The sequence below is a fragment of the Pigmentiphaga sp. MLSB6-MA01 genome, assembly GCF_058793475.1.
The window spans coordinates 48,606-63,617 of record NZ_JBXAFV010000009.1; the positions used below are offsets into that span (position 1 = coordinate 48,606).

General features: G+C 66.8%; 14 protein-coding genes. 7 read left to right on the forward strand and 7 right to left on the reverse strand.

Annotation, left to right across the window (positions count from 1 at the left end; all coding sequences use genetic code 11):
- Positions 1-103 precede the first annotated feature (103 nt).
- The gene (locus AC1Q6E_RS15820) at positions 104-2,392 is read left to right on the forward strand and encodes a UvrD-helicase domain-containing protein (RefSeq protein ID WP_152797666.1); all 2,289 of its coding nucleotides are present in this window, start codon (positions 104-106) and stop codon (positions 2,390-2,392) included.
- 27 nt (positions 2,393-2,419) lie between these two features.
- Here AC1Q6E_RS15820 and AC1Q6E_RS15825 read toward each other — a convergent pair whose 3' ends face one another.
- The 6 genes from AC1Q6E_RS15825 to AC1Q6E_RS15850 form a co-directional block, all read right to left on the reverse strand.
- Complete coding sequence (locus AC1Q6E_RS15825) at positions 2,420-2,908, reverse strand: DinB family protein (RefSeq protein ID WP_152797667.1); 489 nt, start codon at positions 2,906-2,908, stop codon at positions 2,420-2,422.
- Position 2,909: 1 nt separating this feature from the next.
- Complete coding sequence (gene infA / locus AC1Q6E_RS15830) at positions 2,910-3,179, reverse strand: translation initiation factor IF-1 (protein ID WP_152797668.1); 270 nt, start codon at positions 3,177-3,179, stop codon at positions 2,910-2,912.
- Positions 3,180-3,451: 272 nt separating this feature from the next.
- On the reverse strand, positions 3,452-3,655 hold the full coding sequence (locus AC1Q6E_RS15835; RefSeq protein ID WP_087841797.1) for a cold-shock protein: 204 nt from the start codon (positions 3,653-3,655) through the stop codon (positions 3,452-3,454).
- Positions 3,656-3,902: 247 nt separating this feature from the next.
- Positions 3,903-4,688, reverse strand: a complete 786-nt coding sequence (locus tag AC1Q6E_RS15840; protein WP_492573083.1) for a BPSS1780 family membrane protein — start codon at positions 4,686-4,688, stop codon at positions 3,903-3,905.
- A gap of 77 nt (positions 4,689-4,765) precedes the next feature.
- Positions 4,766-5,734 carry a homoserine kinase gene (locus AC1Q6E_RS15845; protein ID WP_296556697.1) on the reverse strand — a complete coding sequence of 323 codons (969 nt, stop codon included), beginning with the start codon at positions 5,732-5,734 and terminating at the stop codon, positions 4,766-4,768.
- Between the two features lie 85 nt (positions 5,735-5,819).
- Entirely contained in the window at positions 5,820-6,623 is an 804-nt protein-coding gene (locus tag AC1Q6E_RS15850) for an LOG family protein (RefSeq protein ID WP_152797671.1), read from the reverse strand.
- Between AC1Q6E_RS15850 and polA the strand changes: the two genes are divergently transcribed.
- A complete protein-coding gene (gene polA / locus AC1Q6E_RS15855; protein WP_152797672.1) occupies positions 6,622-9,342 on the forward strand; it encodes a DNA polymerase I in 2,721 nt (906 codons plus the stop codon). The two genes, AC1Q6E_RS15850 and polA, sit on opposite strands and share 2 nt — an antisense overlap.
- Positions 9,343-9,408: 66 nt before the next feature.
- Here polA and AC1Q6E_RS15860 read toward each other — a convergent pair whose 3' ends face one another.
- On the reverse strand, positions 9,409-9,624 hold the full coding sequence (locus tag AC1Q6E_RS15860; protein WP_152797673.1) for an RNA-binding S4 domain-containing protein: 216 nt from the start codon (positions 9,622-9,624) through the stop codon (positions 9,409-9,411).
- Positions 9,625-9,743: 119 nt separating this feature from the next.
- On the opposite strand from AC1Q6E_RS15860, the gene AC1Q6E_RS15865 reads away from it, so the two are divergent.
- From AC1Q6E_RS15865 to bamC, 5 genes are all read left to right on the forward strand, one after another.
- Positions 9,744-11,102, forward strand: a complete 1,359-nt coding sequence (locus AC1Q6E_RS15865) for a tryptophan--tRNA ligase (protein ID WP_296556698.1) — start codon at positions 9,744-9,746, stop codon at positions 11,100-11,102.
- A 75-nt stretch (positions 11,103-11,177) separates the two neighbouring features.
- The gene (locus AC1Q6E_RS15870) at positions 11,178-11,807 is read left to right on the forward strand and encodes an L-threonylcarbamoyladenylate synthase (RefSeq protein WP_296556699.1); all 630 of its coding nucleotides are present in this window, start codon (positions 11,178-11,180) and stop codon (positions 11,805-11,807) included.
- 64 nt (positions 11,808-11,871) lie between these two features.
- The gene (locus AC1Q6E_RS15875) at positions 11,872-12,519 is read left to right on the forward strand and encodes a site-2 protease family protein (protein ID WP_152797676.1); all 648 of its coding nucleotides are present in this window, start codon (positions 11,872-11,874) and stop codon (positions 12,517-12,519) included.
- A 254-nt stretch (positions 12,520-12,773) separates the two neighbouring features.
- Entirely contained in the window at positions 12,774-13,673 is a 900-nt protein-coding gene (dapA, locus tag AC1Q6E_RS15880; protein ID WP_152797677.1) for a 4-hydroxy-tetrahydrodipicolinate synthase, read from the forward strand.
- 99 nt (positions 13,674-13,772) lie between these two features.
- A complete protein-coding gene (gene bamC / locus AC1Q6E_RS15885; RefSeq protein WP_492573128.1) occupies positions 13,773-14,942 on the forward strand; it encodes an NlpB/DapX family lipoprotein in 1,170 nt (389 codons plus the stop codon).
- Positions 14,943-15,012 lie beyond the last annotated feature (70 nt).

Genomic DNA, 15,012 nt, shown 5'->3' on the forward strand with positions numbered 1-15,012 from the left:
CGGCCGACCGGCTAAACCCCTCATTATAGAAGCAGGCGGGGCTCTGCTGGGCCAGCGGTGCTAGACTGCCTGCCGCACTCCCTCATTCCCGGCATTCCTCCCCATGTCCCTGCTCGACAACCTCAATCCCCCCCAGCTCGCCGCCGTCACCATCGAACCGCGCCACGCCCTGGTGCTGGCCGGTGCCGGCAGCGGCAAGACACGGGTGTTGACCACGCGCATGGCCTGGCTCATCCAGACCGGCCAGGTCAGTCCGCACGGATTGATGGCGGTCACTTTCACCAACAAGGCCGCGCGCGAGATGCTGACACGCATCAGCGCGCTGTTGCCCATCAATACCCGGGGCATGTGGATAGGCACCTTCCACGGCTTGTGCAACCGCATGCTGCGCGCGCACTACCGCGATGCCGGCCTGCCGCAGACCTTCCAGATCCTGGATACGGCCGACCAGTTGTCGGCCATCAAGCGGCTGCTCAAGGGCGCGGGCGTGGACGACGAGAAATACCCGCCGCGCCAGGTGCAGCACTTCATCAATGCCGCCAAGGAAGAAGGGCTGCGCCACACCGAAGTCGAGGCCCACGACAGCTTCAACCGGCAGATGGTGGAACTCTACGGCATGTACGATGCCCAGTGCCAGCGAGAGGGCGTGGTCGATTTCCCCGAACTGCTGCTGCGCTGCCACGAGCTGCTGACCCGCAATGCGCCCATCCGCGAGCATTACCAGCATCGGTTCCGCCATATCCTGGTGGACGAGTTCCAGGATACCAACCGGCTCCAGTACCGCTGGCTCAAGTTGCTGGCGGGGGGCGGCGCGGCCCTGTTCGCCGTGGGGGACGACGACCAGTCCATCTACGCGTTCCGCGGCGCCAATGTGGGCAACATGGCGGAATTCGAGCGCGAATACGCGCACGACCGGGTCATCCGGCTGGAACAGAACTACCGGTCGCACGGGCACATCCTGGATGCGGCCAATACGCTGATCCGCAACAACTCCGGCCGCCTGGGCAAGAACCTGTGGACCGACCAGGGGCATGGCGAACCCATCCGCGTCTACGAGGCGTTGTCCGACGCCCAGGAAGCCCAGTGGGTGATCGAGGAGATCCGTTCGCTGGTGGGCGAGGGCAGGCTGCGCCGCGAGGTCGCCATCCTGTACCGCAGCAACGCCCAGTCGCGGGTGCTCGAACACGCGCTGTTCTCGGCGGGCATCCCATACAAGGTCTACGGCGGCCTGCGCTTCTTCGAGCGCCAGGAGGTCAAGCACGCGCTGGCCTACCTGCGCTTGATGGAAAATCCGCACGACGACACGGCCTGGATGCGGGTGGTGAATTTCCCGGCGCGGGGCATCGGCGCGCGCACGCTCGAGCAGCAGGCCGACATCGCGCGCCTGCACAATTGCAGCCTGTACTCGGCGGTGAGCCAGGTGCCGGGCCGCGGCGGCAACAACCTGGCGCAGTTCGCGGGCCTGATCGACCGCATGCGTTTCGAAACACAGAACCTGCCACTGCACGAGATCGTGGACCACGTGATCGAGGCCAGCGGCCTGATCCAGCACTACCTGCAGGAAAAGGAAGGCGCCGAGCGCATCGAGAACTTGCGGGAACTGGTCAACGCGGCGGCGGCCTTTGCCGCCGAGGGGGGCTACGGCCTGGCGGACGCCGGTGCCCTGGCGCAGACGCTGCCCGAGTCCGGGGTCGACCTGCCGTCCCCGCTGGCGGCCTTCCTGTCGCACGCGGCGCTGGAGGCGGGCGACAACCAGGCGAGCGAGGGGCAGGACGCGGTCCAGTTGATGACCGTCCACGCGGCCAAGGGCCTGGAGTTCGAGGCCGTGTTCATCTCCGGCCTGGAGGAAGGGCTGTTCCCGCACGAGAACAGCGTCCTGGAGCAATCCGGGCTCGAAGAAGAGCGGCGGCTGATGTACGTGGCGGTGACGCGTGCCCGCGAGCGGCTATACCTGAGCTTTTCGCAGACGCGTATGTTGCATGGCCAGACCCGCTACAACATGCGGTCGCGCTTTCTTGCCGAGGTGCCCGAGGAGTCGCTGAAGTGGCTCACGCCCAGCAATGGCCGGGCCAAGGCGGTGGATACCGCCGGTGGCTGGGGACGCGCCGCCTGGGGCGAGGAGTCCGGGCGCGGCGGCTTCTCGCGGCCGGCCAAGGATGCGCCTTACGTGGGATCGTCCGAGGGCTACTCGAGCCGCCGCACGTCCGACGCGGGGGTCGAGGTCAACGGGCGGATCTTCAAGGTGGGCCAGAGCGTGGCGCATCCCAAGTTCGGCGAAGGGGTCATCGTCAGCCTCCTGGGCAGCGGCCAGGACGCCCAGGTCCAGGTCAATTTCGGCGGGGTGGGCACCAAGACGCTGGCGCTGGCCATGGCCAAGCTCGATCCGGCCTGAGGGGGCCGGGGCCGCGTGAGCGCGGCCTCAGGCCTGGCGGCGCCGCGGCTCGGCGGCGTGGATGAAGACGGTGTAGGTATCGGCGGGGTGGGGAACCCCGGCCAGGTCGAGCGCATGGCCGACCGCGCCACGATGGTAGGTGCCGTGGTTGACGATGTGGAACAGTATTTCCTTGCGCGACATCGTGCCGCGCTGGCCATCGGCGAACACGAAGGAGACGGCCTCGTCTTCGTCGGGCGGCCCGAGCCGCTCCACATAGGCGCCATACCAGGCGTCGGACCGGACGATGCGTTCCCGCAACGTGTCCAGCGCCGGCAACCGCGGCGTGTTGGTCGAGGCGTGCGGCGCCGGGGCGCCCTCCAGGCGCGACCGGAACAGCTCCTCGACGATGATCATGTGATTGAGCTGCTGGGTCGCGAAGCGCAGGGATTCCGCCCGCGAGCCGTCAAGGCGGCCGATGGCATCGAGCGTGCGCAGGTCCGCCCAGGCCTTGTACTGGAACGCCTGCCGCAGCATGTCAGTTGCGCCGCAGGGGACGGCGGTTGCCGGGCGTGGGCGACGGACCGTCCTTGTGCCGGAAGCTGATGCGTCCCTTGGTCAGGTCGTACGGGGACAGCTCCATCGTGACCCGGTCGCCGGCCAGAATGCGGATACGGTGCTTGCGCATTTTGCCCGATGCGTAGGCGGCAACTTGCATGCCGTTTTCCAGTGTGACGCGAAAGCTGGTCGCGGGCAGCACTTCGGCAACGACGCCTTCCATTTCGATCAGTTCTTCCTTATTCGACATGGTCGATTCCTCCTGTGCATGCGAATGCATAAAAACGAGCTTCGGCCATGGCGGGGCCATGGCATGCGGCAAGGTGGCGCAACGCGCCAGCGATGACGGGGAAGTTCGCGGTGAAACGCCGGGGCCCTGAAGGGCCGGCGCGTGGTGGCGGCCGCCTGGGTTTGCCGTGTCGCGGAAGCTCGGGGTGGCCCCCTGGGTCGGGAGCCTTTCTTCCAGGCAAAAACAAAAAACCCCCGCAAGCGGGGGTTTTCAGCGGATAAGCGGATTATAGCTTATACGGGCTGGATGTTGGAAGCCTGGCGGCCCTTGGGGCCGACGGTGACTTCGAAACGGACCTTCTGGTTTTCCTGGAGGGTCTTGAAGCCGTCGACGCGGATTTCGGAGAAATGGGCGAACAGGTCGTCGCCGCCCGAATCAGCCGTGATGAAGCCAAAGCCCTTGGCGTCGTTGAACCATTTGACGGTACCGGTTTCCATGGTGTCTATCCTTGAAATGAAAAAACCATACGAATGTAAGCAAGACAATCAAGGATGGAGACCATGAACAACCGTACCGCAGTGGTAAGCGATTTTGTACAGCAACTCGTACTCTTGAAAATCATGCCCCGCCGTTATACGGGCTATCGTTGGGCCCGTCAACCGCGTTTGCCGGATTGAACCGGAAAATGCCGGCGGTGTGGGTAAAGTCCCGGGTTTTCACTGAGAAAATACCTGGGAAAATCGTTCAGGAACCATTACCGGACGCCGGGGCGGGAGGGGGTCCGAATACGCTGGTGTAGGTCGGATAAAAACTGCAATACAGCACCGCGGCGGCGGCAAAATTGAAGGGCATCTGGATCAGGCCGGAAATCGTCGGCGACATGCCGACGGCTTCAAGCAGGCTGCCGCCCAGTTCCAGCGCCAGGACGACGAGCAGCCAGGTCGCGCCATACATGAGGAACGCCCCCTTGTTGCGCCAGCACGCGATGCCGGAAAAGAACAAGGCCTTGCGGATACCCAGCCGGTGCCAGGCCACCAGCGCCGGCGCATGCCAGAACAGCCCCGCGATGATCACGTAGAAGATGCCGAACAAGGCGATGGGGGCACGCATGGCCGCCAGCACCGCGCCCACGTCGTCGGATGACAGCCCGGACATCGCCTCGCTCAGGCCGTCGGCGAAAGGCAGGAAGGCGGCCAGGCCCGCCACCAGCACGGCGGCCACGTACAGGACGCCCATCGCCGCGAGCTTCTTGAACAGGCCCGGCGCCTTGAGCACCCCGAACAGGCGCAGGGGCAGCACCGTGTGGCCCTGTTCGATGGCGCGGCAGGCCTCCAGGGTCATGACGGTGACCGCCGGCATGCCGGCGACGAACAGCAGGGGGCCGATGGGAGCGAGGATACTGGCCACCAGGACCATGAAACCGACGGTCAGGGCCCAGGTAAACATCGCCATGGGCTGGAGGCGGAACAGGGCGAGTCCGTCGCGCACCCATTGCCAGCCAGCGCCGGGTGCCAGGGAGGCGGCTTGCATCAGCGGCCTCCCTGCTGGTTCTGGATGCGTGCGCGGGCCCTTGTCGGCGCGCGCCGGTAGGAAAGATGTGTCATGGTTCAGGGAAGCGGAAAAAGATCGCCGTCGCGCCGCAGGCGCAGGATGCGTTCGAAATGAGTGGGGTCGTGCGGCGTCAGGGTCTGCGCCGGGCGCGGCAGGTGGAAATCGCGCAACCGGGACATCCAGAAACGCAGCGCGGCGGCCCGCAGCACGGTGCGCCACGAGGCGCGTTCCCCGTCCGTCAGCGGCCGCACCTGGTCGTAGGCGCTCAGCAGCGCCTGGGCAAGCTCGGGCTGGAAGGCGCCGCTGGCGTGGGCGATGCACCAGTCGTTGGCGCATACCGCCAGATCGAACAGCCAGGTATCGCAGCCGGCGAAGTAGAAATCGATGAAGCCGCCCAGCACGGGCGCGTCACGCGTGCCGGCGAACAGGACGTTGTCGCGGAACAGGTCGCAGTGCGCCGGGCCCCGAGGCAGCTCGTGGTAGGCCGCGGTCTGGGCGAAGGCCGTCTGGACATCGATCTCGTCGCGCAGGAGGGCGGCGGTGCCCGGATCCAGGTAGGGGGCGACGACGGGCGCGGTCTCCTGCCACCAGGCGAGTCCGAGCAGATTGGGTTGCACCGACGGGAAGCCGCGTCCGGCCAGGTGCATGCGGGCGAGCGTGGCGCCGACCTGCTCGCAATGGGCGGGCAGCGGCGACATCTCGCATTTGCCCGGCAGCAGGGTGGCGATGGTGCAGGGCTTGCCGTTCAGCTCGGCCAGCCGGCGTCCGTCGTGCGCGGCCTGGGGATGAGGGACGGGTATCCCGTGTTCCGCCAAGTGGGTCATCAGGTCGATGTAGAACGGCAATTGTTCGCGCGTCAGGCGCTCGAACAGCGTCAGCACATATTCGCCCTGGCTGGTCGTAAGGAAATAATTGGTGTTCTCGATGCCGGACGGGATGCCGCGCAGGGCGCGCAGCTCGCCCAGCGTATAGTCGGCAAGCAGGTCGCGGGCATCCGTTTCGGTGACGGGGGTGAAGACGGCCATGGATAAGCGGGATAAGGGCGGGGATCGACGATTTACCCGCATTCTAGCGTCATCGTCCCCGCCGCCGGCCCGCTCGTCGCAGACGCTACAGGTTCAACAGCCGCTCGCGCTCGCCCGCGGACTGGGTGAACCCTTCGTGCTGGTAGAAATCGAAGATGGCATCGACGATCGCCTGGGGATCGTCGATGACCTGCAGCAGGTCGGGGTCGTCCGGCGATATCAGGCCCTGCGCCAGCGGCTGGGCGCGGATCCAGTCCACCAGGCCCCGCCAGTACTCGGAACCGACCAGGATGATGGGCATCTTCCGGCTCTTGTTGGTCTGCACCAGCGTCAGCGCCTCGAACAGTTCGTCCAGCGTGCCGTAGCCGCCCGGCAGCACCACATAGGCCGAGGTGAACTTGACGAAGGCCACCTTGCGCGGGAAGAAGTGGCGGAAGAACAGGCTGATGTTCTGGTAGGCGTTGTTCGACTGCTCGTGCGGCAGTTCGATGTTCAGCCCGACACTGGGGCTGGGGCCCTCGTAGGCGCCTTTGTTGGCCGCTTCCATGATGCCGGGGCCGCCGCCCGAAATGACGGAGAAGCCCGCCTCGGACAGCTTGCGGGCGATCAGCTCGGCCATTTGGTAGCGGGGGTCGTCGGCGGGGATGCGGGCGCTGCCGAAAATGCTGACCGCCGGCCGGATCTGCGCGAGGCGTTCGGACGCCTCGAAGAACTCTGACATAATCCCCAGGACATGCCATGACTCGCGTGCCTTGGTGGCGGTGGCGCGTTCCACGCTCACCACGTCCCGCAGGCCGGGGATGCGTCCGGGTTTCTTCGGAACGTTCTCGCTGTCCCGGGAGCTGTCGTGGGTTTCCTTGCCTATTTCGATTTCTCTGTGTTTGATCATGATCAAGACGTTGCTGTTGGTGGACGGGTCCAGCTACCTCTATCGCGCATACCACGCCCTGCCGGACCTGCGCAACGCGCAAGGAGAACCGACCGGGGCGCTGTACGGCGTGCTGAATATGCTGCGCCGCGCACTGAACGATCATAAGGCAGACTACCTCGCCTGCATTTTCGATGCGCCGGGCAAGACTTTCCGCGACGACCTCTATCCCGAGTACAAGGCCACCCGCGCCAGCATGCCGGAAGACCTGGCGCGCCAGGTCGGGCCGATTGTCGAGGCCATACGCGCCCAGGGCTGGCCGGTCTTCGCCATCGAGGGGGTCGAGGCCGACGACGTCATCGGCACCCTGGCCCTCCAGGCCGCGGGGCAGGGCATACATAGCGTCGTCTCCACCGGCGACAAGGACATGGCGCAACTGGTCAATGACCACGTGACGCTGGTCAACACCATGACTGCCGAGACGCTGGATGCCGACGGCGTGCTGAAGAAGTTCGGCGTACCGCCCGAGCGCATCGTGGATTACCTGATGCTGATCGGCGATTCGGTCGACAACGTACCCGGCGTGGAAAAGGTCGGGCCCAAGACGGCGGCCAAGTGGCTCGCCCAGTATGGCACGTTGGAGGCGCTGGTGGCGCAGGCCGAGACCGTCAAGGGCGTGGCGGGGACCAACCTGCGCGCGGCGATCCCGAATTTCGAGCTGACGCGCTCCCTGATCACCATCCGCACCGATTGCGACCTGAGCGCGCACATTCCCGGCCTGGACGCGCTCACCATGCGCGAAGTGGACCGCGAGAAGCTCGAGGTCATGTACGAGCGCTACGGTTTTCGCACCTGGCTGCGCGAGCTGACGGGCGACGAGTCGCGCATTCCCGAGGGCGATTCGCGCGTGCAGGTCGACGCGCCGGCCGCGCCGGAAACGGTGAGCTACGAGACGGTCAGCGACTGGGCCGCCTTCGACCGCTGGCTGGCCGCCATCCAGGCGGCGCCGCTGGTCGCCCTGGACACCGAGACCGATTCGCTGGTGGAAATGGAAGCCCGCCTGGTGGGCCTGTCCATCGCGGTCAGGCCGGGCGAGGCCTGCTACATCCCGCTGGCCCACCGGCATCCGGACGCCGGCGAGCAACTACCCAAGGACGAAGTGCTGGCGCGCCTGGCGCCCTGGCTGGAGAATGCCGACGCCGCCAAGCTGCTGCACAACGCCAAGTACGATACGCACGTCTTCGCCAACGCCGGCGTGGCGCTGCGCGGCGTGGCGCATGACACCATGCTCGAAGCCTATGTGCTGGAATCGCATCGCAGCGTGTCGCTGGACGACCTGTCGCAGCGCTGGCTGGGGCGCAAGGGCCTGTCCTTCGTCGACGTATGCGGCAAGGGCGTCAACCAGATCTGCTTCGACGAGGTGGCCATCGACGTGGCCACCCGGTATGCCTGCGAAGACGTCGACTACACGCTCCAGCTGCATGCCACGCTGTACCCGCGCATCGAGGCGGACGCCGGCCTGGCGCGCATCTATGCCATCGAACTGCCCGTGTCGCGCGTGCTGACCGTCGTCGAGCGCAACGGCGTGCGCATCGATCCGGAAGAACTGGGCCGGCAGAGCCATGCCATCGGCCAGGAACTACTGGTGCTCGAACAGCGCGCCTATGAGCTGGCGGGGCAGCCCTTCAACCTGAACTCGCCCAAGCAACTGGGCGAGATCCTGTTCGGCAAGCTGCAGTTGCCGGTGGTCAAGAAGACCGCGGGCGGCGCGCCGTCCACCGACGAGGACGTGCTGAGCAAGCTGGCCGAGGACTACCCGCTGCCGCAGGCATTGCTGAGCTACCGCGGCCTGGCCAAGCTCAAGTCCACCTATACCGACAAGCTGCCCAAGATGATCAACGCCCGGACCCGGCGCGTGCACACCAGCTACGCCCAGGCAGCGGTGGTCACGGGGCGGCTGGCCTCCAGCGATCCCAATCTGCAGAACATCCCGGTGCGTACACCCGAGGGCCGGCGCGTGCGCGAGGCCTTCGTGGCCGATCCGGGCAACCTGATCATGTCGGCCGATTACTCGCAGATCGAACTGCGCATCATGGCCCACATCTCCGGCGACGAAAACCTGCTGGCGGCCTTCGCGCGCGGCGAGGACATCCATCGCGCCACCGCGGCCGAGATCTTCGCCGTCCAGCCCGAAGCGGTCAACGCCGAGCAGCGCCGTTACGCCAAGGTCATCAACTTCGGCCTCATCTACGGCATGAGCGCCTTCGGCCTGGCCGGCAACCTCGGCATCACGCGCGACGCGGCCAAGCACTATATCGACCGCTATTTCGCCCGCTACCCCGGCGTCGCGCGCTACATGGACGACACGCGCGAACAGGCGCGGGAGCGAGGCTACGTCGAAACCGTCTTCGGCCGCCGCCTGTGGCTGCCCGAAATCCGGGGCGGCAGCGGCCCCCGCCGCCAGGCCGCCGAACGCGCCGCCATCAACGCCCCCATGCAGGGCACCGCGGCCGACCTCATCAAGATGGCCATGGTCGCCGTGCAGGACTGGCTGGACGCCGATCGGCTGGGCGCGCGCCTGGTCATGCAGGTGCACGACGAACTGGTCCTGGAAGTCCCGCGCGAGGAAAGCGAGATCGTCGCCCGTCGCCTGCCCGAGATGATGTGCAACGTGGCCGAACTGAAGGTGCCGCTGGTGGCCGAGGTGGGCTCGGGCTACACGTGGGAACAGGCGCACTGAGCGGGGTGGAGCGGAGGGCGCCCAAACGGCCGTGTTCGGAACGCCAGGCGCTGCCAAGGCCGGCGATCAGTTCCGAACCAGTATCCGCGTCCCGTCCATTGCCACGACCTGCCCGGCCCGTATCTTGCAGGTCTTGCGCAACTCCACCTTGCCATCCACCTTCACCATCCCCGCCGCGACCAGCGCCTTCCCCGCGCCTCCCGAGTCGGCAAGCCCCGTGAGCTTGAGCAAATCGCACAATGGCACAAACTCGCCCGTGAGCGTGAACGTAATCGAAGACATGACCGGCCTGGGAAGGTAAAAGGCAATCCGCCATTATCCGCCATGGCCGGGCGGGCGCCTTGCACGGGAGGTACACTGCGGCTCTACGTCCGATCTTTCCGCTTGTCGCGCTCCGACCCATGAGAACCCGCATCCTTACCGGCATCACCACCACCGGCACGCCCCACCTGGGCAACTACGTGGGCGCCATCCGCCCCGCCGTCCAGGCGAGCCGCAACGACGACAACGATGCCTTCTTCTTCATGGCCGACTACCACGCGCTCATCAAGTGCGAGGATCCCGCGCGCCTGCAGCGCTCGCGCCTGCAGATCGCCGCGACGTGGCTGGCCGCCGGGCTGGACCCCAGTCGGGTCACCTTCTACCGGCAGTCCGACCTGCCCGAGATCCCTCAGTTGTGCTGGCTGCTGACCTGCGTCACGGCCAAGGGCCTGATGAACCGCGCCCATGCCTACAAGGCGGCGGTGGACCAGAACGTGGCCGACAACGAGGATCCGGACGCTGGCGTCACGATGGGGCTGTTCTCGTATCCCGTGCTGATGGCCGCCGACATCCTGCTGTTCAACGCGCACCGGGTGCCGGTGGGCCGCGACCAGATCCAGCATATCGAGATGGCGCGCGACATCGCCCAGCGGTTCAGCCACCTGTACGGCGGCGGCCGCGAACTGTTCGTGCTGCCCGAGGCGCAGATCGACGAGGCCGTGGCCACCCTGCCGGGCCTGGACGGACGCAAGATGTCCAAGAGCTACAACAACACCATTCCGTTGTTCGAGGGCGGCGCCAGGCACCTGCGCGACGCCATCGGCCGCATCGTGACCGATTCGCGCCTGCCGGGCGAACCCAAGGATCCGGACAATTCGCAGCTCTACACGATCTACCGGGCCTTCGCCGCCGACGGCGAAGCCGCCGCGTTCCGGCGCTCGCTGGAAGAGGGCATGGGCTGGGGCGATGCCAAGCAGGCGCTGTACGAGCGCATCGAGCGCGAAGTCGGGCCGATGCGCGAGCGCTACGACACCCTGATGGCCAGGCCGGACGACATCGAGGACATCCTGCTGGACGGGGCGCGCAAGGCGCGCGCCATCGGCGGACCGTTCCTTGCCGAACTGCGGGCCGCCGTGGGGCTGGATACCCCGCGCGCGTCTTCTCCCGCGCAGTCCACCAAGAAGAAGGCTGGCAAGCAGGCCCGCTTCGTCAGTTTCCGCGATGATGGCGGCCGCTTCCGCTTCCGCTTCCTGGCGGCCGACGGGCAGGATCTGCTGTTGTCCGAAGCCCACGCGGACGCGCAGGCCGCCGGAGCGGTCATCAAGCAACTGCGCGCCTTGGCCGATCCGGTCCGGATGATCCGGGCGGAAGGGGATTCCTATGTGCTGGAACTGGGAGGCGCGGTGGTCGCGCGTGGTGCCGGCTTCGCCGATGCCGCCGGCCGCGATGCCGCGCTGGACAAGCTGGTCGCCGAGCTGCGCGCGCTGGCCGCCGAGTAAGCGGCCGGCCGGCGCCGGCGGAAGGGGGCCCGGACGGTTTCCGGGCGTGGTCGATGTTTGCAAGGGTCCGTCGACGTGGCACAGTTTTTCTCGGTTCATCCTCAAAATCCCCAACTGCGCCTGCTCAAGCAGGCGGTCCAGTTGATCCGGGCCGGCGGGCTGGTGGCCATTCCCACCGACTCCAGCTACGCCCTCGTGGCGCCGCTGGACGACAAGCACGCGGCCGAGGCGCTTCGGCGGCTGCGGGGCGTGGACGAGCGGCACCACCTGACCGTGCTGTGCCGGGACCTGGCCGAGATCGGCCAGTTCGCCCACGTCGACAACCAGCAATACCGCTTGCTGAAGGCGGCGACTCCCGGGCCGTGGACCTTCATCCTCGAGGCCACGCGCGAGGTGCCGCGCCGGCTGTCCCATCCTTCGCGCAAGACCATAGGCATACGCGTGCCGGATCACCCGATCGCGCTCAGCCTGCTGGAGGAAATGGGCGCGCCGCTGCTGTCCAGCACGCTGATTCCCGCGAACGAGGATGAGCCGCTCAACGACGCCGAGCAGATCCGCGAACGTTACGAGCATGAGCTGGCGGCGGTGGTCGACGGGGGCGCCTGTCCCTTCGAGCCGACGACCGTGGTGGACCTGACCGGCGCGGAGCCCGAGGTCCTGCGCCGCGGACGCGGCGATCCCGCCACGCTGGGCATCACGGCGTAATCCCGGGGGCGGAAATGCACGCCGCCGTCTGTGGACGGCCATGCTCTGCCGCTACAATGCCGCGATGGATTCCATCATTCAGACAATCGCGGTCTATGCGATCCCGTTGATCTTCGCCATCACCCTGCACGAAGCCGCCCACGGATACGTGGCGCGCATGTTCGGGGACGACACGGCCACCCAGGCCGGACGCGTGACGCTCAATCCGATCAAGCACATCGATCCGGTCGGCACCCTGCTGGTGCCGGCGGTCATCCTCCTGACCAGCAAGCTGCTGGGCGGGGCGGGCCTGCTGTTCGGCTGGGCCAAGCCGGTGCCCGTCGATTTCAGTCGCCTGCGCCGGCCCAAGCAGGACATGCTCTGGGTGGCCGCCGCCGGCCCCGGCATCAACCTCGTCATGGCCATCATCTGGGCGGTCGGCCTCAAGCTCATGGTCCAGTCCGGCGTGAACGAAACCTTCTTCGTCGCCATGGCGGTGGCGGGCGTGCAGGTCAACCTGATGCTGATGGCCCTGAACCTGTTGCCCATTCCGCCGCTCGACGGTGGCCGCATCGTCTTCAGCCTGCTGCCCCACGGCCTGGCCTGGAAATATTCCAAGATCGAACCCTACGGCATGATGATCCTGATCGTGCTGCTGATGACCGGCATGCTGGGCTTCCTGGTCCAGCCCATGCTGGCCCTGGGCGACGCCATCGTCAGATTGTTCATTTGACCCCCCCTACGCGCTTCGCGCGCCCCCCAGGGGGCGAAACCAGCGGACCGGCAAAGCCGGATCCGCGGTTTCCTGGGATTGGTACGAATTGCTTGATTCGTACTAGATCCAGGATGCGGAGGATCCGGCTCCGCCGGTCCACCCGCATCGCCCCCTGGGGGGCGCGCGAAGCGCGTAGGGGGGGAGCGGCTACAGGCGGTATACTCCATTGATTTCCCATTTCGTCGTCCCGTTTCGGGCCACCCTGGCAGCGTATGGCAACCACATCTCGCACTCCTATTGAAGGCAGCATCGTCGCAATCGTCACTCCGATGCAGCCAGACGGGAAGCTCGATTTCGAGGCCTTCCGGGCCTTGCTCGACTGGCATCTGGCTGAGGGCACCGACGGCTTCGTGGTGGTGGGAACGACGGGCGAATCGCCCACCGTGTCGGTGGACGAGCATGTCGAACTGATCCGCTTCGCCGTCCAGCACGTGGCGGGCCGGGCTCCGGTCATTGCCGGCACGGGCGCCAACTCCACGGCGGAAGCCATCGAGCTGACCGAGGCCGCCAAGAAGGTCGGCGCCGACGCCGGCCTGTCGGTGGTGCCCTACTACAACCGTCCCACCCAGGAAGGCCTGTATCGGCATTTCAAGACCATCGCCGAGGCGGTGGACCTGCCGATGATCCTGTACAACGTGCCGGGCCGCACCGGCTGCGACATGGCGGGCGAGACCACGGTGCGCCTCGCGCAGGTGCCCGGCATCATCGGGCTGAAGGACGCCACCGGCGACATCGGCCGGGGCGCGCTGCTGCTTGGCCAGTTGCCCGACAGCTTCGCGGTCTACAGCGGCGATGATCCCACCGCGGCGGCGCTGATGCTGCTGGGCGCGCGTGGCAACATCTCGGTCACCGCCAACGTCACGCCCCGCCTGATGCACGAGCTGTGCGTGGCTGCGGTGGCCGGCGATGCCCGACTGGCTGCCCGGATCAACCAGCGTCTGGCACTGTTGAACCGCAACCTTTTCCTCGAACCCAATCCCATCCCCGTCAAGTGGGCCCTGTCCCGGATGGGACGCATGGCGCTGGGATACCGCCTGCCCATGACCGAACTCGGCGCGCAGCATCATGCCGCGGTGCGCGAGGCGCTCCAGGCGGCCGGCGTCGAAATCTGAACCCCACACGCCCCCCATGTTTTGTCCCGACATGACCCGCCGGACCCAGCATGGGCCGGCGGTGGCTTCAGGAGTTACCCATCAATGAACGCAGTTCGTATGAGTTTTCCGCGCCTGGCGGTCCTGCCGGTGCTGGTTTCCCTGTCCGCGCTGTTCGCGGGTTGCAGCAGCGTCAACCAGTTGCTGGGCAAGGAAGAGTCCATTGACTACAAGAGCGCATCCAAGCCGGCCACGGCCAAGCTGGAAGTGCCTCCCGATCTGACCCAGCTTCCCACCGACAACCGGTTCCAGGTACCCAGCCAGACGTCTTCCGGGTCGACGCCGCCGGCGCCCTCGACCGCGACTTTCTCCAGCTACTCGACGGTCCAGCCCGAGACCAGGCCAGCCGCCAGCAACGTGCTGCCCGAGCGTTCGGACATGCGCGTCGAACGCGACGGCGACCAGCGCTGGCTGGTGGTCATCGACCGTTCGCCCGAGCAGCTCTATCCCGTGGTGCGCCAGTTCTGGCAGGACCTGGGCTTCCTGATGCGCGAAGACCTGCCCCAGGCCGGCGTGATGGAAACCGACTGGGCCGAGAACCGGGCGAAGATCCCGCAGGACTTCATCCGCAACACCGTCGGCAAGGTCTTCGACTCGCTGTGGTCGACCGGCGAGCGCGACATGTTCCGCACCCGCCTGGAGCGCGTGGGCAACAGCACCGAGATCTATATCAGCCATCGGGGCGCGGTCGAGGTGCTGACCGGCGCCGAGAAGAGCCAGACCACCTGGACCACTCGTCCCAACGACCCGGGCCTGGAGGCGGAGATGCTGAGCCGCCTGATGATCCGCCTGGGCGCCGATTTCGATCGGGCCAAGGTGGCGGTGGCCAATGCCACGCCGGTGGCCGCTGGCGCCGCGCCGCAATTGGTGTCCGGTTCGGGCGACTCCGGCGCGCTGCAGATCGCCGAGCCCTTCGATCGTGCCTGGCGCCGCGTGGGCCTGGCGCTGGACCGTGGCGGTTTCACGGTCGAGGACCGCAACCGCGCCGAAGGCGTCTACTACGTGCGCTACGTCGATACCGACGCGGCCAACTCCGACAGCAAGCCGGGCTTCTTCGGCCGCCTGTTCGGCCGTGGCGGCGACAAGCCCGAGACTCGTCCGCAGTACCGCGTGAAACTGGTCACGTCCAACGACCGGACCCAGGTCACCGTGCTGAACGCGCAGGGCGCGCCCGAGAACACGCCCACCGGCCGGCGCATCCTGAACGTCCTGTCCAACCAGTTGAAGTAATGGTTGGCAACCGCCATGTGTTCCTGCTGACCCAGGGCGCAGCGGATCCGGCTTTGCCGGTCCGCCTGCG